This is a genomic window from Streptomyces sp. NPDC006476 (assembly GCF_040612015.1).
Classification (GTDB): Bacteria; Actinomycetota; Actinomycetes; order Streptomycetales; family Streptomycetaceae; genus Streptomyces; species Streptomyces griseorubiginosus_B.
Genome location: NZ_JBEXPK010000051.1, coordinates 1 through 22,774 on the forward strand (window position 1 = coordinate 1; position 22,774 = coordinate 22,774).

18 protein-coding genes, 1 pseudogene and 1 riboswitch are annotated in these 22,774 nt (G+C 73.1%); of the genes and pseudogenes, 8 read left to right on the forward strand and 11 right to left on the reverse strand.

Translation table 11 applies throughout. The features are described from left to right. The 5 genes and pseudogenes from ABZZ74_RS38440 to ABZZ74_RS38460 all read right to left on the reverse strand — a co-directional run. Positions 1 to 251: pseudogene (locus ABZZ74_RS38440) on the reverse strand (esterase); the annotation flags it as partial. 53 nt (positions 252 to 304) lie between these two features. Further along, on the reverse strand, positions 305 to 1,198 hold the full coding sequence (locus ABZZ74_RS38445) for a helix-turn-helix domain-containing protein (protein WP_356773111.1): 894 nt from the start codon (positions 1,196 to 1,198) through the stop codon (positions 305 to 307). Between the two features lie 110 nt (positions 1,199 to 1,308). Further along, positions 1,309 to 3,051 (reverse strand): BTAD domain-containing putative transcriptional regulator, encoded by a 1,743-nt coding sequence (locus ABZZ74_RS38450; RefSeq protein WP_356773113.1) that lies wholly within the window; start codon positions 3,049 to 3,051, stop codon positions 1,309 to 1,311. A gap of 15 nt (positions 3,052 to 3,066) precedes the next feature. Further along, entirely contained in the window at positions 3,067 to 5,832 is a 2,766-nt protein-coding gene (locus ABZZ74_RS38455) for a BTAD domain-containing putative transcriptional regulator (RefSeq protein WP_356773115.1), read from the reverse strand. A gap of 147 nt (positions 5,833 to 5,979) precedes the next feature. Further along, entirely contained in the window at positions 5,980 to 6,627 is a 648-nt protein-coding gene (locus ABZZ74_RS38460) for a TetR family transcriptional regulator (RefSeq protein WP_356773117.1), read from the reverse strand. 58 nt (positions 6,628 to 6,685) lie between these two features. Here ABZZ74_RS38460 and ABZZ74_RS38465 point away from each other — a divergent pair, with 58 nt between their 5' ends. From ABZZ74_RS38465 to ABZZ74_RS38485, 5 genes are all read left to right on the forward strand, one after another. Further along, on the forward strand, positions 6,686 to 7,372 hold the full coding sequence (locus ABZZ74_RS38465) for a class II aldolase/adducin family protein (RefSeq protein ID WP_356773119.1): 687 nt from the start codon (positions 6,686 to 6,688) through the stop codon (positions 7,370 to 7,372). Then, positions 7,369 to 8,295, forward strand: a complete 927-nt coding sequence (locus ABZZ74_RS38470) for a carbohydrate kinase family protein (RefSeq protein WP_356773121.1) — start codon at positions 7,369 to 7,371, stop codon at positions 8,293 to 8,295. Before ABZZ74_RS38465 ends, ABZZ74_RS38470 begins: the two co-directional genes overlap by 4 nt. Before the next feature lie 88 nt (positions 8,296 to 8,383). Then, positions 8,384 to 9,937, forward strand: a complete 1,554-nt coding sequence (locus ABZZ74_RS38475; protein ID WP_356773123.1) for an MFS transporter — start codon at positions 8,384 to 8,386, stop codon at positions 9,935 to 9,937. A 91-nt stretch (positions 9,938 to 10,028) separates the two neighbouring features. After that, on the forward strand, positions 10,029 to 10,961 hold the full coding sequence (locus ABZZ74_RS38480) for an NAD(P)-dependent oxidoreductase (protein ID WP_356773125.1): 933 nt from the start codon (positions 10,029 to 10,031) through the stop codon (positions 10,959 to 10,961). Next, positions 10,958 to 11,893, forward strand: coding sequence for an RNA polymerase sigma-70 factor (locus ABZZ74_RS38485; RefSeq protein ID WP_356773127.1), 936 nt, complete (start codon positions 10,958 to 10,960; stop codon positions 11,891 to 11,893). The genes ABZZ74_RS38480 and ABZZ74_RS38485 overlap by 4 nt, the downstream gene beginning before the upstream one ends. A gap of 9 nt (positions 11,894 to 11,902) precedes the next feature. Here ABZZ74_RS38485 and ABZZ74_RS38490 read toward each other — a convergent pair whose 3' ends face one another. The 5 genes from ABZZ74_RS38490 to ABZZ74_RS38510 form a co-directional block, all read right to left on the reverse strand. Further along, positions 11,903 to 12,328: a VOC family protein gene (locus ABZZ74_RS38490; RefSeq protein ID WP_356773129.1), complete on the reverse strand. Its 426-nt coding sequence runs from the start codon at positions 12,326 to 12,328 to the stop codon at positions 11,903 to 11,905. Next, positions 12,325 to 13,098, reverse strand: a complete 774-nt coding sequence (locus tag ABZZ74_RS38495) for a LuxR C-terminal-related transcriptional regulator (protein ID WP_356773199.1) — start codon at positions 13,096 to 13,098, stop codon at positions 12,325 to 12,327. Before ABZZ74_RS38495 ends, ABZZ74_RS38490 begins: the two co-directional genes overlap by 4 nt. Positions 13,099 to 13,371: 273 nt before the next feature. Further along, complete coding sequence (locus tag ABZZ74_RS38500; RefSeq protein ID WP_356773131.1) at positions 13,372 to 14,145, reverse strand: SDR family oxidoreductase; 774 nt, start codon at positions 14,143 to 14,145, stop codon at positions 13,372 to 13,374. Between the two features lie 167 nt (positions 14,146 to 14,312). Continuing rightward, positions 14,313 to 16,064: an NlpC/P60 family protein gene (locus ABZZ74_RS38505; protein WP_356773133.1), complete on the reverse strand. Its 1,752-nt coding sequence runs from the start codon at positions 16,062 to 16,064 to the stop codon at positions 14,313 to 14,315. Positions 16,065 to 16,072: 8 nt separating this feature from the next. Next, positions 16,073 to 16,238: riboswitch (cyclic di-AMP (ydaO/yuaA leader) on the reverse strand. A 192-nt stretch (positions 16,239 to 16,430) separates the two neighbouring features. Then, positions 16,431 to 16,835, reverse strand: coding sequence for a DUF5997 family protein (locus ABZZ74_RS38510; protein WP_356773135.1), 405 nt, complete (start codon positions 16,833 to 16,835; stop codon positions 16,431 to 16,433). Between the two features lie 58 nt (positions 16,836 to 16,893). On the opposite strand from ABZZ74_RS38510, the gene ABZZ74_RS38515 reads away from it, so the two are divergent. Further along, a complete protein-coding gene (locus ABZZ74_RS38515; RefSeq protein WP_356773137.1) occupies positions 16,894 to 17,652 on the forward strand; it encodes a LysR family substrate-binding domain-containing protein in 759 nt (252 codons plus the stop codon). Between the two features lie 7 nt (positions 17,653 to 17,659). Here the strand turns inward: ABZZ74_RS38515 and ABZZ74_RS38520 are convergent, their stop codons facing one another. Further along, entirely contained in the window at positions 17,660 to 17,992 is a 333-nt protein-coding gene (locus tag ABZZ74_RS38520) for a TfoX/Sxy family protein (protein ID WP_356773139.1), read from the reverse strand. Positions 17,993 to 18,636: 644 nt separating this feature from the next. Here ABZZ74_RS38520 and ABZZ74_RS38525 point away from each other — a divergent pair. After that, positions 18,637 to 21,237 (forward strand): AAA family ATPase, encoded by a 2,601-nt coding sequence (locus tag ABZZ74_RS38525; protein WP_356773141.1) that lies wholly within the window; start codon positions 18,637 to 18,639, stop codon positions 21,235 to 21,237. Between the two features lie 134 nt (positions 21,238 to 21,371). Beyond that, complete coding sequence (locus ABZZ74_RS38530) at positions 21,372 to 22,760, forward strand: FAD-binding oxidoreductase (RefSeq protein ID WP_356773143.1); 1,389 nt, start codon at positions 21,372 to 21,374, stop codon at positions 22,758 to 22,760. Positions 22,761 to 22,774 lie beyond the last annotated feature (14 nt).

Here is a 22,774-nt window from a genome sequence, read left to right on the forward strand (position 1 = left end):
GGCAGGGTGCCGGTGGCCCCGGCGGGCCGGACGACGCGTGCCCGGACACTGCCGGTCGGGCCGCCGGAGACGGTGATCCACTCCTCGTCCACCGCGGGCTTGGCGATCTCGCCGGACTGCACCTCGTCGACGGCCTTACGGCCCTCGGCGGGCGGCAGGTCGAAGAGGTACGGCGGGTTGGCGGTGGCCTCGACGAAGGCCTGGGCGGCCGGTTCGAGGACCGGCTTGACCGGTTCGGCGGTCTGGGACATCAAGTTCTCCCCAAGTGTGTGACTGGTGATGCGCGAGCACGTCGACGAGCACGCTAGGAGCGCAGGGCCGGGGCGAGTTGACTGCCGGCGCATGACTGCTGGTCCCGCAGCGCACGGGAGCGACCGCCCGCCGTCTCGCGCCACTCGCTGGGGGACATGCCGTAGGCGGCCCGGAACACCCGGCTGAAGTGCGGGGCGCTGAGGAAGCCCCAGCGGGCGGCGACGGCGGCGATGGTGCGCCTGCCCCGGATGCGGTGCAGCAGATCGCGCCGGCACTCCTCCAGACGTCGGCGCTGGATCCACCGGCCGACCGTCATGTCCTCGTCCTGGAACAGCTTGTGCAGATAGCGCACCGAGATGTGGTGCGCCGCGGCGATCACCTCGGGGGAGAGGTCCGGATCCGGTAGATGCCGGTCGACGTACCTGAGGATCCTGGACAGCAGCGGCGACTGGGCGCCCGGCGCTTCCGACGATGCCTCGCCCGAGCGCTCGGTGGCCAGGGTGGCCAGCAGGTTCACGGCGTTCCAGGACAGCATCTCGCCGATCTCGGGTGGGGAGACGGAGACCGTGTCGGCGAGCTCCGACAGGAACGGGGACAGCAGCCCACCCAGCCGGGAGGACCGGCTGACCGGCGCCGTCAAAACCCGCCGCAGGGCCTGCTCCGGCAGCCCCAGCGCCTCGCGCGACACCAGGAACACCTTCAGCCGGGCGCCCTCGGGAAGATCCAGTGACGGGGGGTGGTCGGCGTCGTAGAAACAGATGTCGCCAGGGGAGAGGGCGATGTCCGCGGGAGTCTCCGGAGCGGGTGTGCCGCCCCGGACGCCGACGAGGAGGAACTCGCCGCCGACCCCGGCGGAGAGCCGGTGCGCGTCGGGGTGGGGCAACCGCTCGCCGGGCAGCCGCACCGGCACCGCGTCGGTGACGACGATGTCGAGACCCATGGGCATCCTGCACACCTCCGAACAGGACCGAACAAAAACTCTCATCGCCTCGGAGCGTAGGGGGAAGGTGTGAAAAAAGAGTGACGAAGCCATGGCGGCACGGCTGTGACCTGCGGTTATGAACGACGGTTCAGCTCGTCGGCGAAGATCCGCAGCAGGGGATGCCCGGTGTAGCGGCCCGGTGCCGACTCGGTGACGAGGTGGGCGTCGGCGAGTTCGTCGAGCAGCCGACGGGCCGTGCGGACCGGGACGTCGGCGAGCGCGGCGGCCGTCTCCGCCGTGAGGTCCGGTCCGGAGCGGGCCGACAGCCGGAACAGTCGGGCCGTGTCGGCAGGCAGACGGCGGTAGGAGCCGGCGAACGCGGTGCGTACGTCGGCGAAGGCGTCGAGACCGGCGGAGCGGCGCAGTTCGGCGGCGACGGACGTGAGAGGGCCGGTGGCCGCCAAGTGGGCCAAGGCGAGCGGCAGTCGCCCGTAGCGCACCATGATCTCCTCGGCCGCCTCCGCTTCGGCAGGAGTCCGTTCCCGGTCGGGGTGCCGGAGCAGGATCTCGAGCGCGTCCGCGGGGGAGGGCAGACCCAGCCGCAGCGGACGGGCTCCGGCGGCGACCAGCCCGGACAGTCCGCGCCGGCTGGTGATCAGCGTCAGACAGCCGGGCGAGGCGGGCAGCAGCGGCCGTACCTGCTCGGTGTCGAGGGCGTCGTCGAGCAGTACCAGCACCCGGCGACCGGACAGCGTGCTCCGGTACAGACCGGCCAGGGCGTCCGGACCGCTCGGCAGACGGTGCTCGGGCACGCCGAGCGCGGTGAGCAGGGAGCGCAGGGCCGCCTCGGGGGTGAGCGGGTCGTCGAGGGGATCGAAACCTCGTAGATCCAGATGGAGTTGGCCGTCCGGATACCGCGCGGCGGCCTGGTGCGCCCAGCGCACCGCCAGCGTGGTCTTGCCGATGCCCGGCATGCCCGTCATGAGGACCGGTGAGGAGTCCACTGACGCGTGCAGCATGCTCAGTTCGGCCTCTCGGCCCACGAACACGTCCGGGTCCGGCGGGAGTTGGGCAGGTGGTGCGAAGGGTTCACGCGGCCGGGACCGGACTTCCTGGCGGAGCACACGTGTGTGGGCCGCCGCCAGCTCCGCGCCGGGCTTGACGCCCAACTCCCGTTCCAGCAGGAGCCGCACCGACTCGTACGCGGCGAGTGCGTCGGCCTGGCGGCCGGCGGCGGCGAGTGCCATGACCTGCCTGGCGTGCAGCGACTCGTTGAGCGGATCGAGCCGGACCGCGCGAGCGAGGTGGGGCAGTACGTGGTCCGGTGCGCCGCACAGCAGGGCCGCGTCGGCGGCCATCACGGTTGTGGCGACGAGTTCGCGCTCGACCTCGGTGAACACGGCGTGGTGGCGCACCGGTGCGGGGATGCCCGCCGCGACGGGACCTCGCCACTCGTCCAGTGCCGCGGCGAAGTGCCGCAGCGCCGGTTCGGGTCGCCCGGTGGCCGCCTCCCGCTTCGCCTGCCTGGTGAGCTCGCGGAACCTCAGCAGGTCGACCTCGTCCTCGGCCGCCTCCAGCCGGTAGCCGTCGGCCCCGCGCAGCAGTCGGCGGCCGGGGGCCCGGGCCGGCAGTCCTGGTTCCAGCAGGCGGCGCAGCGAGCCGACGTAACGGCGGACCACGTTCGGCGCGCTGGCGGGCGGGCCGTCCGGCCACAGGACGTCGATGATCTCACCGGCGGGCAGGGGCCGGCCCGCGCGTATCAACAGCAGGGCCAGCAGCGCGCGTTGCTGGGGGAAACCGAGGTCCAGTTCGGCCTCCCCGCGCGTCACCCGCAGGGGGCCCAGCACCTCGAACCGCATCACCTCGTCGTCCGTCACGCTCTGGCCGCTTCCTCAGGCGAGGTCGCGTCGGCCTTCCTGGGCGAACAGCCGCTCCCGGACCTTTTCCGCGTCGGGGTGGCCCAGGGACACGAAGAGGGTGAGCGCCTCGCGCCAGGCGGCGTCCGCCTCGTCGGGGGCGCCCATGGCGCGATGGGTGTCCCCGATGTGGACCAGCGTGGAGGCCTCCAGGTAGGGCACGCCCAACTCTCGGTACAGGGTGAGGGCGTTGTGGTAGCCCAGCAGGGCGTGCGGGTGGCGGCCCAGTCCGTGCTGGGCGTAGGCGATGCTGTCCCAGGTGGACGCCTGGCCGTAGCGGTCGCCCAGGTCCTGGAGCATGGCGAGGGCTTCGAAACAGTGGCTGAGGGCTTCCCGGTACTGGCCGAGCAGCGCGTGGTACCAGCCGACCGAGTTCAGGACGCTGGCCTGCGCGGCCCGGTCGCCGCTCGTACGGAACAGCTGAAGCGCCTGCTGGTTGTGGTGCAGGGCGCCGGGGAGGTCGCCCTGCTGGTCGGCCTCCCAGCCGAGGCTGCGATGGGTCTGGGCCCGGCCGATTGGATCACCCAGCTCCGTGAAGAGTTCCAGGGCGCGGCGCAGCCGGGGTCCGGAGCGGTCGTGCAGGCCCAGCCGGCCCTCCGCCCGGCCCAGGCCGCGCAGGCCGTGCGCCTCCCAGACCGGGTCGGACAGCCGCAGCGCGCTGGTGAGCGCGGTGTGTTGGGCGGCCAGTCCGTCGTGCCAGTGGCCCCGCCGGTCGAAGAACGGTTCCAGGGACCAGGCGAGGAGGGCGGCGAGACGGTCCCGGCCGGACTGGGCGGCCGCGTCGATCACGGCCGGCAGGACCGGGTACTCGGCGGTCAGCCAGGCCAAGGCCTGCCGGTCGTCGGACAGGTCCTCCACGCTGACGCCGGCCGGGGGTGGGCCCGGCGGCAGGGGATCGGCGTGCGGGGCGAGGATCCGGTCGGCCGCGTGCGCGGAGTGAACGTAATACGCGTACAGGCGGTCGACGGCCGTGTCACGGTCCTCCTCGGACTCGACCAGGTCGGCGGCGTGGGCGCGCAGCAGGTCGTGCAGGGCGTACCGGCCGGGAACGTGCTCGCTCGCCAGATGGACGTCCGCGAGCTCGGACAGCAGTCGCCGTGCCTCCCGCACCGGAACTCCCGCCAGTGCCGCGGCGGCCGGCGCGGAGACGTCCGGGCCGGGATGCAGGCCCAGCAGCCGGAAGAGGCGGGCGGCGCCGGGTGAGACGGCCGCCAGCGACCAGGAGAACACCGCCTCGACGTTCGCGGCCGGGTCGCTCCGGCCGAACCCGTCGAGGCTGCCCTGCGCCGCCCGCAGCTCCGCCGCCACGGCCGACAGCGGGAAGTGCGGGTGGGCGGCGGCGCGCGCCACCACACAGGCCAGCGCGAGCGGCAGCCCGCCGCACAGGGCGGTGATCTCGGCGACCGCCTCCGCCTCACCCGCCAGCCGTGCCGCGCCCAGCCGGCGCTCCAGGAACGCCCTGGCCTGCTCGGCGTCGAGCGGCTGCAGGGTCAGCGTGTGCGCCCCGTGCGCGGCGACCAGCCCGGACAGCCGGCTGCGGCTGGTGACGATCGCCAGACTGCCGGGGGTGCCCGGCAGCAGCGGCCGTACCTGCTCGGTGTCGCGCGCGTTGTCCAGCAGCACCAGGAACCGCCGGCCCGCCAACAGGCCGCGGTACAGGGCGGCTTGGGCCTCCACCCCGTACGGCACCTGTTCCGGCGGCACACCCAGCGCGGCAAGGAAGACCCGGACCGCCTCGCCCGAGCTCATCACCGAACCGGACGGGTCGAAGCCCCGGAGGTTGACGTACAGCTGCCCGTCGGGGAAGCGGTCGGCGACCCGGTGGGCCCAGTGCACGGCGAGGGTGGTCTTGCCGATGCCCGCCATGCCGCCGATCGCGGAGATGACCACCGCCCCGGTCGCGTCCGACAGGGCCAGTACGTCGTCGAGTTCGGCCTCCCTGCCGGTGAACGTCGCCAGGTCGTGCGGGAGTTGGGCGGGCTTCGGCAGGGCTGCGCTCGACGGGCCGTCCTGCCGCAACGCGCGGTGGGCGTCGCGCAGTTCGGCGCCGGGATCGATACCCAGCTCGTCGGCGAGGCGGGCGGCCGCGGTGCGGTAGGTGTCCAGGGCCTCCGGCCGGCGTCCCGTGGCCGCCAGCACCAGGATCAGCCGGGCCAGCAGGGGCTCGTCCAGCGGATGGCCGGCCGCCGCCTCCCGCAACCGGGGCAGCACCGCCTCCGGCACCCCGGCGCGCAACGCGGCGTCGGCCGCCTCCCGCACGGCCGCCACATGCTCCCCGTCGACCGCGCCGAACCCGGCCCGCTCGCGAACCTCGGGCGGGATCCCGGCGGCCACCGGCCCGTGCCACAACTCCACCGCCTCCGTGAGGAGTTCCGCCGCGCGCCCGGGCGCGGCCCACCGGGCCTCCTCCCGCAGCGCACGGAAGCGCAGCAGATCGAGCGATTCGGCGTCGGCCGCCCAGCGGTACCCGCCCGCGTCCCGCAGCAGTAGGCGTCCGGAGGCCCGGGCGGGCAGGCCGGGTTCCATCAGGCGGCGCAGCGCCCCGACATGCCGGCGCACCACGTTGAGCGCGCTGTGCGGAGGGTTCGCTCCCCACAGCACGGTCACGATCTCGCCCGCCGGGACGGGCTCCCCGGCTCGTACCAACAGAAGCGCCAGCAGGGCCCGTTCACGCGGACCGCCCAGAGCGAGCTCCGCCCCCGCCCGCCGTACCCGAACCGGCCCCAGGACCGAGAACTCCACCGGCCCCACCCCCTTGTTGATCTTCAGCCCCCAGTCGACCCTACGTGACGTTCCGAGTTACCCAGGGTCACGGCTGGGAGGGGGCGGCCAGGGCGGGGCCGAGCGTCGTCGGCCCGGAGGGCGCGCCTGGCATCCGGGGCGGCACACCTACGGCCGGTAGCGGGCCGTCACAGTCGTGAGGTACCCCCGCAGCATCACCTTCGCCTCCTCCAGCAGCCGCTCATCACCCTGTGCGTCGCGCCGGAAGGCCTCCTGGGCCAGCGCGTCCGCGGCCAGGACCGAGGCGTGACAGGCGCGGGCGAGGGCCTCGTCGTCCCCGGCGAGGTCGAGGGCGAGCAGGACGCGGCGGATCCCGTCGGCCATCCGGCGCTTGTGCTCGCGGTCGGCGGCCCGGGTGCGCTCGGTCAGGCCGCTGCCGAACCACAGGGCGCGGAAGCCGTGTTCACTGCGGTAGATCGCGGCGTAGGCGTCCACGAGCATGCCGACCGGGTCCGCCCACCGCTCGGTCGCCGCCGCCTCGGCGAAACCGTCCATGGCGGCCTCCAGCTTGGCGAAGTACCCGGCCGCCAGGGCGTCGATGATCGCGTCACGGTCGGGCAGGTACTGGTACAGCGAGCCGACCGACACCCGTGCCGCCGCGGCCACCCGGGTCGTGGTCAGCGCCTCGACCCCGTCACGGATCAGGATGTGCTCGGCCGTCTCCAGCACCCGCGCCAAGCGGGCCTTGCTGCGCGCCTGTTGCGGGGTCCGGCGCAGGGGGAGGGCCCCGCCGGGATCCGCGGTCGGCTCTCCCACGAAGGAACCTCCGAACGTGAACGTGACATTGTTTCACGTTTAGACTACGGTCGCGCCCATGACCGTCTCAAGCTCGGCGCTGGGGCCGCAGCGGGCCGCCGTGGCCGAGGCCTGCCGGCGTCTGGGGGCCGAGGGCCTGCTCATCGGTACGGCCGGGAACGTCAGCGTGCGCGTCGAGGACCGGGTCGCCATCACCGCCACCGGCGCGGTGCTCGCCGAACTGACCCCGGACCAGGTGAGCGTGGTCGACCTGGACGGCAAGCTCGTGGCCGGGACGCTGGCGCCGACCTCGGAACTGGACCTGCATCTCGGTGTCTACCGCCGCTACGGCACCGGAGCGGTCGTCCACACCCATGCCCCGATGGCCACCGCGCTCTCCCTCGTCCTCGACGAACTCCCCTGCATTCACTACCAGTTGCTCGCTCTGGGCGGTAGCGTCCGGGTCGCGCCGTACGCCACCTTCGGCACCCCCGAACTCGCCGAGTCGGTGATCGCCGCACTGGAGGGCCGCAGCGCCGCCCTGATGGCCAACCACGGCGCGGTCACCCACGCGACCACGCTCGACAAGGCCGTCGAGCACGCGCTGCTGCTGGAGTGGGCCTGCGGCGTCTACCAGCACGCCGCCGCGCTCGGCACCCCCCGCGTCCTCGACGAACAGCGGCAACTCGCAGTGATCGAGGCCGCGATCGCCCGTGACTACGGCACCACCCACCCCGTACCACCCGCGCAGGAGGAGAAGCGATGAAGGTCGTCACGATGGGCGTGCACGTACTGGACGTGCTGGTACGGCCGGTTGAGGCGATACCGGAGGGCCAGGGCGCCACCCTCGTCGAGGACATCAGGATGACCGCCGCCGGCACGGCGGCCGGCACCGCCCTGACCCTCGCCAAGCTGGGCGCCGAGGTCCGCACCGCCGGCGCGATCGGCACCGACCCGACCGGCGACCTGCTCCTGCAACTGCTGGAGCGGGCGGGAATCGACACCGGGCTGGTCGTCCGCCGGATCGACACCTCCACCTCGGCCACCGTCCTGCCCATCCGCCCGAACGGCGACCGCCCCACCCTCCACCTGCTCGGCGCCAACATCACCTACGGCCTCGACGACGTCCCCTGGGACGCGCTGGCCGAGGCGACGCATCTGCACCTGGGCGGACCGGAGTTGATCGGCGCCGAGGTCGCCGCGCGGATCCTCGCGCACGCCAAGGAGCACGACGTCGTCACCTCCGTCGACCTTCTCGCGCCGGGCGAACTGGGCACCTTCGACCAGATCGAGCCGATCCTCCCGTACATCGACTACCTGCTCCCCAACGAGGACCAGGTCCTCGGTTTCAGCGAGGAGCAGGATCTGGTCACGGGGGCCGGGAAGTTCCTCGCGGGCGGTACCGGTCTTGTCGCCGTCACCCGCGGCGGCGACGGCGCGCTGCTGGTCACGACCGAGGGCACCGAGGCGGTCCCCGCCTTCGACGTCGAGGTCGTCGACACCACCGGCTGCGGCGACGCCTTCTCGGCCGGCTTCCTGCGCGGCGTCAGCCTCGACCGCACCCCGAAGGAGGCCGCCGTACTCGGCAACGCGGCGGCGGCCCTGGTGGCGCAGGGCCTCGGCAGCGACCACGGCGCCTTCGACCTCCCGGAGGCCGACGAGTTCGCGATGACCCACAAGGCTCGGTGACCGCCGTGTCACCAATCGAGTGGTGACGGTCGCGGCACGGGCGTACGGTCGGACAGTGGACGGCATCGTTCACTGAGAGCACTTCACCATGAGCAGCAGCCCGCAGCCGACCTCCGCAGCACAGGCCACCTCCCGAGCACCGGGCGGTGGCGGAAACGGCATGGCGCTTCTGGTCATCGCGTCCTGCCAGCTGATGGTGGTCCTCGACATCACCATCGTGAACATCGCGCTGCCGCACATCCAGAGCGCGCTGAACTTCTCCACGACCAGCCTGTCCTGGGTGGTCAACGCCTACACGCTGACCTTCGGCGGGCTGCTGCTGCTCGGCGGCCGCACCGGCGACATCCTCGGCAGACGGCGCATGTTCATCGTCGGGGTGCTGCTGTTCGCCGTCGCCTCCCTGCTGGGCGGGCTCGCCCAGAACTCCGGCGAACTGCTCGCCGCCCGCGCTCTGCAGGGCGTCGGCGGCGCGATCGCCTCACCGACCGCGCTCTCCCTGGTCAGCACCACCTTCCCGGAGGGCCCCGAACGCAACCGGGCCTTCGGTGTCTTCGCCGCCGTCTCCGCCGGCGGCGGCGCCATCGGACTGCTGGCCGGCGGCATGATCGTCGAGTGGCTGAACTGGCGCTGGGTGCTCTTCGTCAACGTCCCCATCGGCGTCCTCATCGCCCTCGCCGCGCCCCGCTGGATCAGGGAGTCCGAACGCCACCCCGGCCACTTCGACATCCTCGGCGCCCTGACCTCGACCCTGGGCATGGTGCTGCTGGTGTACGGCTTCATCCGGGCCGCGCAGGAGGGCTGGCGGGACGCGCTGACGCTGGCCTCGTTCGCCGGGGCCGTCGTCGTCCTGGCCGCGTTCATCCTGATCGAACGGGGTTCCGTCCAGCCGATCACCCCCCTGCACATGTTCGCCGACCGCAACAGAGCGGGCACGTACGGCATGATGCTCAGCCTCGCCGCCGCGATCTTCGGCATGTTCTTCTTCCTGACCCTCTTCGTGCAGGACGTGCTGAACTTCAGCCCACTGCGGGCCGGACTCGCCTTCCTGCCGGTCAGCGCCGTCATCGCGGTCGGCGCGGGGCTCGCCTCGCGGTTCCTGCCCCGGTTCGGTCCCAAACCCTTCCTCGTGGTGGGCGCCCTCCTCGCGGCGGGCGGTCTGGCCTGGCTGACCCTGACCGACGTGCACTCCACCTACGCCGGCAGCATCCTCGGCCCGCTTCTCGTCTTCAGCCTGGGCATGGGCATGGAGTTCGTGTCACTGACCCTGATGGCGCTGTCCAACGTCTCCGTCCAGGAGACCGGCGCCGCCTCCGGGCTCCTCAACGCCACCCAGCAGGTGGGCGGTTCGCTCGGACTGTCCATCCTGGTCACCATGTTCGGCACGGCCAGCACCAACGAGGCCCACCAGCAGATCCCGCTCTTCCTCGCCCAGGCGACCCCGGTCGAGCGGCTGCGCTTCCGGCGCACCGGACAACTCCCGAGTCCCTGGTCCGACCAGGTCCTCACGCACGGGATCTCCGCGGCGTTCGTCGTCGCGGCGATCTTCGCCGTGGTCGCTGCCCTGATCGCGGTCGTCGTCATCCAGGTCCGCCCCTCCGACCTGGAGCGTCTCCAGGGCGGTATGGGACCCGGCCCCGTCTGAGACCACCCGCGTCAGGATTTTCCCTCCCCCATGTCACAGACACGGGGGGCTGTCTCGTCCACAGGGCAGAGACAATTCCGGGAACGGGAAGGTGATCGTTGTGCGGGTGTTCGTTGCAGGCGGGACGGGGGTCCTGGGACGGCGGCTGATTCCGCAGCTCGTCGCCAGGGGCCACCAGGTGACGGCTACGACGACCGGCGCGGCCAAACTGGGGCTGCTTGCGGACCTCGGCGCGGACGGCGTCGTGATGGACGGCCTGGACGCGGCCTCCGTCGGCGAGGCGGTGGCCACGGCACGGCCGGACGCGATCGTGCACCAGATGACCGGGCTCGGCACCGGCCAAGCCGACATGAAGCACTTCGACCGGTTCTTCGCCACCACCAACCGGCTGCGCACCGAGGGCACGGACCATCTGCTGGCCGCCGCCGAGGCGACCGGTGTGTCCACCTTCGTCGCCCAGAGCTTCGGCAGCTTCAACGGCATCCGCGAGGGCGGCTGGATCAAGACCGAGGACGATCCGCTCGACCCGATGACGGGCACGGTGCTGCGCCCGATGATCGAGGCGGTCAACCACCTCGAGGACGTGGTCGTGCGGGCCGGCGGCGCGGTCCTGCGCTACGGCGCGTTCTACGGGCCGGACGCCATCGACGACCAGGTCGAGCTGGTCCGCAGACGGAAGTTCCCGCTCGTGGGACGCGGCACCGGACACAGCTCGTGGATCCACCTCGACGACGCCGCGTACGCCACTGTCCTGGCCGTCGAGCAGCACGCGAAGGGCGTGTACTGCATCGTCGACGACGAACCGGCCCCGGCCGCGGAATGGCTGCCCCACCTCGCGGCCGTCGCGGGCGCCAGGCCGCCGATGCGGGTGCCGAAGTGGCTGGCGCGCCTCTTGGCGGGAGACCTGCCGGTGATCATGATGCTGGAGGGCCGCGGCTTCTCCAACGCCAAGGCCAAACGTGAACTGGGCTGGGAGCCGCGCCACCCGTCGTGGCGCCAGGGATTCAAGGAGGAGCTGGCGTGAGCCGCACGGAGGAGTTCGAGGAGCTGCGGCCGCTGCTGTTCGCGATCGCCTACCGCATCCTCGGCAGCGTCGGCGAGGCGGAGGACGCCGTCCAGGAGACCTGGCTGCGCTGGGAGCGCACCTCGACCCTGCCGAGATCGACCAAGGCGTATCTCTCGGCCGTGGTCACCCGGATCTCCGTCGACGTCCTGCGCTCGGCCCGGGTCCGGCGCGAGGAGTACGTCGGCCCCTGGTTCCCCGAGCCGCTGCTCACCGACCCCTACGAGGACCCCGAGCGCTCGGCGGAGCTGTCCGACTCACTGTCGATGGCGGCGCTGCTGCTGCTCGAACGGCTCTCCCCGCTGGAGCGCGCCGTGTTCGTGCTGCGGGAAGTGTTCGGCTTCGGCTTCCCGGAGATCGCCTCGGCCGTCGACCGGTCCGAGGCGGCGTGCCGGCAGCTCGCGGTGCGGGCGCGCCGGCACATGGACGCGGGCCGGCCGCGTTTCGAGGCCGACCGCAAGGAGCGCGAGGAACTCGCCGAGCGGTTCTTCGGCGCCTTCCGGGAGGGCGACGTCGACGGACTGCGGGACCTGCTGGCCGCCGACGTCCAGATGGTCGGTGACGGCGGCGGCAAGGCGCCCGCGCTGGCCAACGCCGTCCGCGGCCCGGAGAACGTGGCCCGCTTGATCGCCTCGTTCGTCTCGATGTGCGTCGCCACGGGTGTCGTGGCCGAGCCCCACCCGGTGAACGGCCAGCCGGGCGCGCTCTTCCGCGACCGGGACGGCAGGGTCGTGAGCACCTTGGCGCTGGACATCCTCGACGGACGGATCCAGACGATCCGCGGGGTCGTCAACCCGGACAAGCTCGGACACCTGGGCCCCGTGGCGGACACGTGGGCGCTCAAGGACGAGGCGATGCGGACACGCCGCCGCCAGCCCGACCCCACGGGCTGAGCTCCCCGCTCAGGACACCGACGTGCCGCCCCACTCCTCCGGGGCCACGTCCGCCAGCGTCTCGGAGAACGTCCAGTGGTGGCCGGCCACGTCCTCGGCGGTGTACTGGCGCTCGCCGTACTCGAAGTCGGTCGGCTCCATGAGGATCCGGGCGCCGTGCGCCCGGGCCCGCTCGCAGTGCGCCCGGGCGTCCTCCACCCGGACCGTCACCGAGTGCGTGACCTCGCCGGGGCGCGGTGGACGGCGGTCGTGCCGGACGTCCCCGATGATCACCGCCCCGTCGCCGAAGGCGAGTTGGGAGCGGTGGTCCTCGCCGATGCGCACCCGCTCGGTGAACCCGAAGGCCTCGCCGAGCCAGGCGACGGCGGCCCGCACGTCGGGATAGATCAGGACGGGGATGACCGTCGCGGAGGGGATGGAGCGGTTCGGCCTCATGACTGGCTCCAGGCGTTCGTGTCCCGTGGCGCGGAAGGCGCGGGCACCAAGCCCAGGCGCTGGGCCCGCAGCACCGTACTGATGCGGTCGCGTGTGCCCAGTTTGCGGTAGATCTTCTCGACGTGCTTGTGGACCGTGCGATCCGATATGCCGAGCCGCCGGCCGATCGCGGCCGCGGTCAGCGCGTCCGCCAGCAGTATCAGGACCGCCGTCTCACGGGGCGTCAGCCCGCACTCCGGGGCCGCCGAGGGGTCGGTCGAACGCCGGTGGCGTTCCAGGAGCTGCCGCTGCTGCTCCACGGCGGCCAGCAGCGGCTGGAGCTGGGCCGCCAGCCGGAGATGGTCGTCGGTGAAGTCCGTACCGGAGCGGTAGACCATGCACCCGGTGACCGGGGTCGTGGTTCCGGGCAGCGGGATCGCCAGGACGTGGTCGGCGGCCATGAGGTCGCCGATCAGCTCCGCGGTGGGGCTCGACGACCAGGCCCGCCCCGCCGCCCGGCGCGCGGTCAGCGGGGTGCGGTCCGGGCCGGAGGAGTACAGGGACGCGAAGGGGTAGCCCTCCCGCAGCAGGCCCACGGCCTCGTCCCCGAGCACCGCGAACTCGGCGGCGACGGCGGACGGCATGCCGACCGTGCCCCCGGACTCGTTCCAGTCGTCCAGCTTGTAGATCAGACTCTCACCGCCGCACACGCCGGGCAGGGCGTCCGCGAGCATCGGCCACAGCCGTTCGGGCTCCCGTTCGTGCAGTGCCGCGACCGCCACCGCCAGCATGCGTTCCTGCGCCCCGACCAACCCCTGTGCCACGTTCCCACTCCGCTCGTGCGCCGCGTACGCAGTTGTACCCATACCGGCGACGTCCAGCCTGCCTCAGACTGCAACGGAGCAACAAGGACGTTCACGGATGTACTCCAGCACAACGGCGCACCAGCGGCCGCGGCGGGGAGACCCGGCGGTTCGGTGGGGGACAGCCGGTGCTCTCCGAGGCCCGGAGCCCGTGCGGGCCGCCGGAGCGGGGGACCGGCGGCCCGCAGGGGTCCGCGGAGCTCAGGCTCCTCCCGCTCCTCCCGGCGGATTCGCCGCCCGCATCGCATCCGAGATGGACTTGACTCCGCCGTGCGCGCTCAGCCCGCCGTCCACCGGGATCTCGGCCCCGGTGATGAAGGACGATTCGTCGGAGAGCAGGAACACCACCAGCGGCGCGATGTCGTCCACCGTGCCGCTGCGGCCCAGCGGTGTCTCTCCGATGGTCGCCGCCCGGAACGCCGGGGTGGCGGCGGCGGTCATCGGCGTCTCGATGTACCCGGGATGGACGGTGTTGACCCGGATGCCCTTCGGCCCCAGTTCGGTCGCCGCGATCTTCGACAGCCCCCGCAACGCCCACTTGCTGGCGGTGTACGCCACCGGGTAGTAGCCGGTGAGCCCGGCGGACGAACCGACGTTGACGATCGAGGAACCCGGTGGCATCAGCGGCGCGAGGTGCTGGATCCCGAGCAGCGGTCCGGTGGTGTTGACGGCCTGGACCTGCGCGAAGTCCTCCGACCGCACCTCACCGAGCCGTTCGCGCCGGATGACACCCGCGTTGTTCACCAGGCCGTGGATCTCGCCGTACGACTCCTTCAACTCCGCGGCCAGCGCGGCCCAGTCGCTCTCCCTGCTGACGTCCAGCCGCCGCACGTCACCCTGCGGCCGCACGTCCGTGGCCACCACCCGGGCGCCGGCCCGGGTCAGCGCCTCCACCTCGGCGGCGCCCTGGCCGCCCGCGGCCCCGGTGACGACGACGGTCTTCCCGGTCAGCCGCCGTTCGTATTGATCACTCATGCCGCCATCCTTCACCAGCGAGGCAGCTTTGGTCGCCAGCGGCAGCGGTTGCTCGGGGAAGGCCGATTTCACCGACCCTCCCCGACTCGTGCGCGAGACGGTGACCGCCGAACGCCGAAGAGGCCGCCCACGGTTCGTGGACGGCCTCTTCGGCGGAGCGTGTGCTGCTAGGCGGGGCGCACCGCTATGCGGATCGCGGCCTCGCCGGCGTAGTGGACCGACTCCTCGCGGATCACCGCGCCCGGTCCGGGGGCGTGGATCATCAGACCGTTGCCGGTGTAGAGGCCGACATGGCTGAAGTTGTCGTTGAAGAAGATCAGGTCACCGGGACGGCTCTCGGCGAGCGGGACCACCGTGCCGGTGCTCGCCTGCTCGTGCGTGGACCGCGGCAGCGCGACCCCGGCGGCCCGCCAGGCGGCCTGGGTGAGCCCGGCGTTGTCGTACGACTCCGGACCGACCCCGCCCCACAGACAGGGCCTGCCGATCTGCGCCCGGGCGAAGGACACGGCCCGGTCCGCCTTGGTGCCGACCGGCGGCTCGGCGGGCGCCTCGGGCACCCCCGTGTCGAGGACCGACGGCTCCTGGAGCCGGCGCCACTGGTCCGAGACGGGCAGGCTCGAGTCGACCGCGACGGGCAGGTTCCACGCACCCGTGTCCATGACGGACGGCTGCTGCGGGGCCGCCTCGACGGTGGGCTGCTGGAAGCTCCACTGCGTGCCGGTGTCCAGGGCGGTCAGCTGCTGCTGCGCCCCCGTGTCGGTGATGGACGGACCCATGTCGGGGACGGCCGGCTGCTGCAGGCCCCACGGTTCGCTCACCGGCACGCCCGTGTCGAGCACGGACGGCTGCTGCATCCGCCAGGCCTCCTCGGTCGCCCGGCTCGCCTGCTCCGACCAGGGCGCCGGCGCCAGATCCGCCTGCGGCGCAGGAGTCGCGAGCGCCGACTGCGGTGCTGCCATGGTCATCGAGGGCATGACGCCCGTCTGGGATGTCGTGGCCGCCGGGGACATGAGGGTCGCCTGTGGCTCCGTGGCCGTCGGCGACATGACGGTCGACTGCGGTGTCATGGCCAGCGAGGGCATGACCGCCGTCTGCTCCGCCATGGGCGTCGGTGACATGACCGCCGACTGCGGTGTCATGGCCAGCGAGGGCATGACCGCCGTCTGTTCCGCCATGGCCGTCGGTGACATGACCGCCGACTGCGGTAGGGACGTCTGCCGGGCCGTGTACCGGTACAGCAGCTCACTCGCCGCGGCGATCTTGCGCTGGCTCTGCTCCTTGGACGTGCGCAGCGACGCCTGCCGCGGCTCGCCGCCCGTCGCGCCCGTCGCCATGGCGGACTCCTGCCGCTGCGCCGGTATGGCGGGCAGCGCGGCCGTGCCGTCACCCGCGGTCAGCTCGGCGACCGGACGGCGCGTTCCGCCCGCCGGCAGCTCGGCCACGGGCCGGCCGGGTGCCTCCAGCTCGAAGCCGGTCCGTGCCTCCGGGGAGCGCGCGGGCCGCGACGGGGCCGGGCGGGGGGAGGAGGTGCGCTGGGCGGGCATGCGGTCGGCCGGCAGGATCGCCGGGATCGTGGGCCCCAGCGAGGCGCGCGCCGCGTCGAACCACTGCCGGGTCACGTTGTCCAGGTCGGGGTCCGAGCGCCTGCCGCCGCCCGTCGGCGCGCCGCGTCCTCGCGAGCCGGTCACCGTCGGCCGGGTGAAGTTCCACTGGCCGGTGTCGGACTCGGCCCGGTCGTAGAGGCTGCTCACCCGGTCCCGGACGGCCTCCCGGCTGGGGGCGTCCTCCCCGGCGAGGGGAACGGCGTCAGCGCTCTGCGAGAGCATGGCCACCGAGGTGAGGGCCGCTGCGGCGAGGGCGGAGTTGCGCATCCCGGGGAGGCCGGAGCCGCCCGTGCGCGATGGTCGATCCGGCGCCATGGGAGCCGTACTCCTTCCGTACTCCGCCTACCGAGTTAGCTGTCGGGTTCGGGCGGTCGTGTCCGGAAGGCATGCCCTACGACCCTTGCCCGTGCGGGCAGTTGGGCCGATTCACCCCATGATTCGGTTGGGTCCCCGGCTCCGGTTCGACACCGGACTCGGCGGAGGCCACGCGTCCCGACGGGGTTCGCCGGAGGAACTCGAGTGGCCTGGACCCACGCTAGCCAACTTGTGCGGCTGGTGTGAAGGTTGAAGGGCAGAATGTCCGATACGCTTTTGTGACCTTCGTCGTGACGGGCCGTCAGATCCCATTTCCGTGCACACAGCGGATCTGGAGCGTGACCGACCGTCGCGACGGCGGGTGCCTCAGGACCGCGGACCGTCCTCCCCGGCCGCCCGCTCGGCGTCGCGCTTCTTGATCCGCGCCGCCTCCTTGCGGACCTCCGCCTGGGTGGCCCGCTCCTTCACCAGCCACTCCGGCTGCTCCTGCTTGAGCGCCTCGATCTGCTCGGTGGTCAGCGGCTCGGTCACCCCGCCGCGGGCCAGCCCCGCGATGGAGACGCCCAGCTTCGCCGCGACCACCGGACGGGGGTGCGGTCCCTTGGCCCGCAGCTCGCGCAGCCACTCGGGCGGCTCGGCCTGGAGCTGGTCGAGCTGGGCGCGCGAGACGACACCCTCACGGAACTCGGCGGGGGTGGCCTCGAGGTACACACCCAGCTTCTTCGCCGCGGTCGCGGGCTTCATCGTCTGGGTGGTCTGGTGCGACTTCATGGGGTCCAGGGTATCGACCGGGTACGGGGCCCTCGACCACGGCCGGTAACCTGGCCAGGTGACAGGCTCGGAGACATCTCCCACGTTCCGGCTCGCGTACGTCCCGGGGACGACGCCCGCCAAGTGGGTGCGGATCTGGAACGAGCGGCTGCCCGGCATCCCGTTGCACCTCATCGCCGTACCGGCCGCCGAGGCGCCCGAGGTGCTGCGCGCGGGCGAGGCGGACGCGGGCCTGGTACGGCTGCCGGTCGACCGTGGGTTCTTCAGCGCGATCCCGCTCTACACCGAGACGACGGTGGTCGTGGTCCCCAAGGACCACGTGATCACGGCGGCCGACGAGGTGACGCTCGCCGATCTGGCCGACGAGGTGCTCTTCCACCCTCTCGACGACGTCTTCGACTGGGACGCCCCTCCCGGTGAACCCGCCTTCGAGCGTCCCGCCACCACCGAGGACGCCGTGGAGCTGGTCGCGGCGGGCGTCGGCCTCCTCGTCGTCCCCCAGTCCCTCGCCCGTCTGCACCACCGCAGGGACCTCACCTACCGCCCGGTCGTCGACGCACCCCAGTCCGGTGTCGCCCTGTCCTGGCCCGAGGAAGCGACCACCGACCTGGTCGAGGACTTCATCGGCATCGTGCGCGGCCGCACGGTCAACAGCTCCCGCGGCCGCAAACAGCAGCCGGAGGAGAAGCCGAGGCGGGAGGAGCAGGAGAAGTCCTCCGCCCGCCGCAAGCCCGCCCCCGCCAAGCAGCCGGGCCGCACTCCCCGCGCGGGCGGCTCCAAGCCCGGCAGGCGAGGCAGGCCCGGCCGCCGCTCGTAGGAACGGCTCACTTCGGCGGCAACCCCGCGGCGAAGGCGTACCCCTCGTCGATCCATGCGCCCAGGACCCGGTCGTCCGTCAGCGCGGACGGGTCGACGACGATCCAGCCGCGCATCGGCCGCCCCGTCATGTCGAGGAGCCGCGCTCCCGGTCGGGTCAGTGCCGCGTCCGTGGCCTCCGGCCCGACACGGACCATCAGCCCCCCGGCGCCACTCGCGCTCACTGCCATGTTCCCCCGCAGCAGAAACGCGAGCCCTCCGAACATCCGCTTCTCAGTGATGTCCGGATCGGCCCCCAGATACCGCCGAATCCGCTCGGCCAACGCTTCGTCGTACGCCATGCCACGCCTCGCTCCGTGTACCGACTCCCAGGATTCCAGGATGGCCCCGCACGCCTGTCCGGTTCAGGCGGAGATGGGCCGCCGGTGGGAGTGGGGGCTCTCCTCGCGTCGCGTCCGCAGGGACCGCACGGCGAGGCCGAGACCGTGGCGCGACGGCCGCCGTGTCACAGGCACAAGCCGGTGGCGACGAGGGCGCGCAGTGGAATGACCGCCGTCGCGTCCGCGTCGGGGACACGGCCCCCTGCCGCCCGCAGGACATGCTGACACCTTGCCACCACGGCCCCGGCCCGCCCCGGCCCATCAGTCCGCCCCCGCCCGTCGGGCCGTCCCCGTCCGTCGGGCCGTCCCCGTCCGTCGGGCCGTCCCCGTCCGTCGGGCCGTCCCCGTCCGTCGGGCCGTCCCCGTCCGTCGGGCTGCCCTCGTCGGTGGGGCGCCCTCGTCGGTGGGGTTGCCCTCGTCCGTCGGGCCGCCGTCGCCTATCGGGGCGCCCTCGTCCGTCGGGCCGCCGTCGCCTATCGGGCCGCCCCCGCCCATCAGGCCGCCCCGCCCATCACGCCGCCCCGCCCATCACGCCGCCCCGTCCATCGGCCCGCCCCCGCCCGAGAGTCGTACCGTCATCGGCGGTCGGTGGCAGAATCGAGCGGGTGGACCGGGGGATCCTCGAGCGTGAGGCCGAGCTGACGCGGCTGGCCGAGGCCGCATATGAGGCGGCGGACGGTGCCGGCTCGGTGGCGCTCGTCTTCGGCGAGGCCGGCATCGGCAAGTCCAGCCTGGTCAGAGCCCTTCCGGAGCGATTGCCCGAGGAGGCGCGGATCCTGGTCGGCCAGTGCGACGACCTCGCCACCCGCCGGCCCCTGGGCCCGTTCCGTGACCTCGTCGGCAGCGTCGGCGCCGAGCTGGCCCGCGCCGTCACCGAGGGCGGCGATCGTCCCCGCGTCTACGAGGCCCTGCGCGCCGAGCTTGCCGTGACTCCGCATCCCGCCGTACTGGTCGTCGAGGACGTGCACTGGGCCGACGAGGCGTCCCTGGACGCCCTGCGCTTCCTGGTCCGGCGCATGGAACGGCTCCCCGCGCTGCTCGTCCTCACCTACCGCGACGACGAGCTGGGCCGCGGCCACCCCCTGCGCCACCTCCTCGGGCAGGTCTCCCGCGCGCCCCGGGTGCACCGGCTGCCCCTGGCCCGGCTGTCCCTCGACGCGGTCCGCACGCTCAGCGCGACCGCCGAGCTGGACGCCGCCCAGGTGTACGAGGTGACCTCCGGAAACCCCTTCTTCGTCGCCGAGGTCGTCGCGGCGGGCGGCACCGGAGGTGTGCCGCCGACGGTCGTGGACGCCGTGCTCGCCCGGATGCGGGGCCTGGACGCCGCGACCGTGGACGCGCTGGAGCAGCTCGCCGTGGTCCCCTCGGCGGTCGAACGGCCCCTGGTGGACGCCCTGTTGGCCGAGGGGGTGACCGTACTCGCCGAGGCCGAGCAGCGCGGGCTGCTCGCGGTGACGCCGGAACGGGTGGCGTTCCGCCACGAGTTGATCCGCCGCGCGGTCGCCGACTCCGTGCCCACCGCCCGCCGTATCGACCTCAACCGCACCGTCCTCGCGGCCCTGGTCGCCCGCCCCGGATCCGACGCCGCCCGGATCGTGCACCACGCCGCCCACGCCGGCGACGAGGACGCCATCGCCCGCTACGGCCCCGACGCCGCACGCGACGCGGCCTCCGCCGGCGCCCACCGGGAGGCCGCCGCCCAGCTGCGGCTGGTCCTGCGCCGACGCCGGCGCCACGGCCCGGCCGACCTCGCCGACCTGCTGGAACGCTACGCGATCGAGAGCTACACCATCGCCGACTCGGCCGCCGCCGTCACCGCCCAACGGGAGGCGGTGGCGCTGCGCCGCTCGCTCGGCGACATCCTCGCCCTCGGCGCCGACCTGCGCTGGCTGTCCCGTATCCACTGGTGGGCCGGGGAAGCCGACGAGGCGCAGGACGCCGCCCGCGAGGCCGTCACCGTCCTGGAGCACGCGGGCGACGACCGGCTGCTGGCCCTCGCCGTCAGCAACATCGCCCAGCTGCGCATGCTGTCCGACCGCTACCCGGAGGCCGTCGACCACGCCGAGCGGGCCATCGTTCTGGCCCGCAAGACGGAGGACCAGGCGATCCTCGCGCACGCCCTGAACAACCTGGGGACGGCCCGCTGGCGGGGCGGCGACCCCGACGGACGCAAGCAGTTGGAGGAGAGCCTGGAGGTCGCCCTGGCCGCCGGCGAGGTTGAGCACGCCTGCCGCTCCTACGCCAACATCATCTGGACCCTGCTCGACAGCCTCCAGTACAGCGAGGCGGACCGTTATCTGCCCCCCGCCATGGACCTCGCCGACCGCGCCGAACACCTCGGCTTCCTCACCTACCTCCACGTCGAGCTGGCGATCCGGCGACTGGCCGCCGCCGACTGGGAGGACGCCGAACGGCACGCCGAGTTCGGCATCCACGACTTCCTCCCCGCCCGCTGCCCCGCGCTGACCGTCCTGGCCCGCGTCCGCACCCGTCGCGGCCACCCGGGCGCCGCCGAACTCCTGGCCGAGGCGCAGGAGATCGCCGTACGGACCCGGGAACTGCAGCGCACCGGACCGGTCGCCGCCGCGCTGGCCGAGGCGGCCTGGCTGCACGGCGACGACGCGGCCCTGATCGAGGCCGTGGCCCCGGTGTACGCGCAGGCCCGCGACCTGGCCGGCATCCCCTACCGCGCCGAACTCGGCTACTGGCTCAGCAGGGTTGGGCAGCCGGTCGACCTGGAGGACTGCGACCACCCGTACGCCCTCCAGGCCCGCGGCCACTGGCGCGAGGCCGCCGCACGCTGGCAGGAGGCGGGCTGCCCCTACGAGCACGCCGCCGCGGTCGCCGAGAGCCCGCACCCCGCGGACAAGCTCGTCGCCCTTGCCGAACTCGACGCCCTGGGCGCCGAACCGCTGGCCCGCCGCGTCCGCTCCGAACTGCGCCGGCTCGGCGTACGGCGCATCCCGCGCGGCCCCCTCGCCGCGACCCGCGGCAACCCCGCCGGCCTGACCGAACGGCAGCTCCAGGTCATGCGTCTGCTCGCCGAGGGCCTGACGAACGCCGAGATCGCCGACCGGCTCGTCGTGTCCGTCCGTACCGTCGACAACCACGTACGCGCCGTCCTGGAGAAGCTGGACGCGCCCACCCGGCGCCACGCCGCCGTACGCGCCGCGGAGCTCGGGCTCCTCCCCGAGCGGGACACGTAGGTACGTGAAACGCAGGTGTGTGAAACGTAGGTATCCGAACGCCCGAGCTAGGTGATGGCCACGGATGCCCCCGCCCGCGCTACCCGAGTAGAACGTGCACAACGGCCCGACTCACGACAAACGGGGGAAACCGTATGTCCAGCACAACCGCGCAGGCGGCACGACGGGAACTGACCGACTTCACCGGCGAGCTGATCGGCCCCGACGACTCCGGCTACGAAGAGGCCCGTACCGTCTACAACGCGATGATCGACCGCCGCCCCGCGCTCGTCGCCCGCTGCGCCGACGCGGACGCCGTGGCCCGCGTGATCGGCTTCGCCCGCGCCCACGACCTGCCGCTCGCCGTCCGCGGCGGCGGCCACCACGGTGCCGGGATGGGCACCGTCGACGGGGGAGTGGTCGCCGACCTCTCGCCCCTGAAGGAGATCCACGTCGACCCCGAGGCCCGCACCGTCCGCGTCGGCGGCGGCTGCGTCTGGGGGGAGGTGGACCGCGCGACCAACGCCTACGGCCTGGCCACCCCGAGCGGTATCGTCTCCACCACCGGCGTCGGCGGCATCGCCACCGGCGGCGGGCTCGGCCACCTCACCCGCAAGTGCGGGCTGACCATCGACAACCTCCTCTCGGCCGACGTCGTCCTGGCCGACGGGCGCAAGGTGCGCGCGAGCGCCGAGGAGAACACCGACCTGTTCTGGGCGATCCGCGGAGGCGGCGGCAACTTCGGTGTCGTCACGTCCTTCCTCTTCCGGCTGCACGAGATCAGCACGGTCGTGGCGGGGCCGACCTTCTGGCCGGTCGAGATCAGCGCCGACGTCCTCACCGCCTACCGGGACTTCCTCCCGAACGCGCCCCGCGAACTGAACGCCTTCTTCCTGCACGGCACTGTCCCGCCGGCCCCGCCGTTCCCCGAGGAGATCCAGCTGCGCAAGACCGCCGGGGTCGTGTGGTGCCACACCAGCGGGGACCCCGAGGCCGCCGCCCGTGCGATGGCCCCGCTGCTCGACGCGCTGCCCCAGCCGCTGCTGCACGCCGTCGGACCGATGCCGCACCCCGATCTGCAGTCCATGTTCGACGGGCTCTACCCGCCCGGCCACCAGTGGTACTGGCGTGCCGACTTCGTCGAGGAGATCCCGGACGAGGCCGTCGAACTGCATGCCAAGTTCGGTGCCGAGGTGCCGACGGTCCAGTCGACGATGCATCTCTACCCGATCGACGGCGCCGCCCACGACGTCGGCCCCGACGAGACGCCCTGGGGCTACCGGAACGCCCGCTGGTCCACCGTCTACGCGGGCGTCGACCCCGACCCCGCCAACGCCGAGCTGATCAAGCGCTGGGCGGTCGACTACTCCGACGCCCTGCACCCGTACTCGGCGGGCGGCGCCTACGTGAACATGATGATGGACGAGGGCCAGGAGCGTGTCCGCGCCAGCTACCGCGGCAACTACGACCGGCTGGCCCGGGTCAAGGCCGCCGTCGACCCGGACAACGTCTTCCGCCTCAACCAGAACATCCGGCCCAGCTGACGATGTCCGCACCA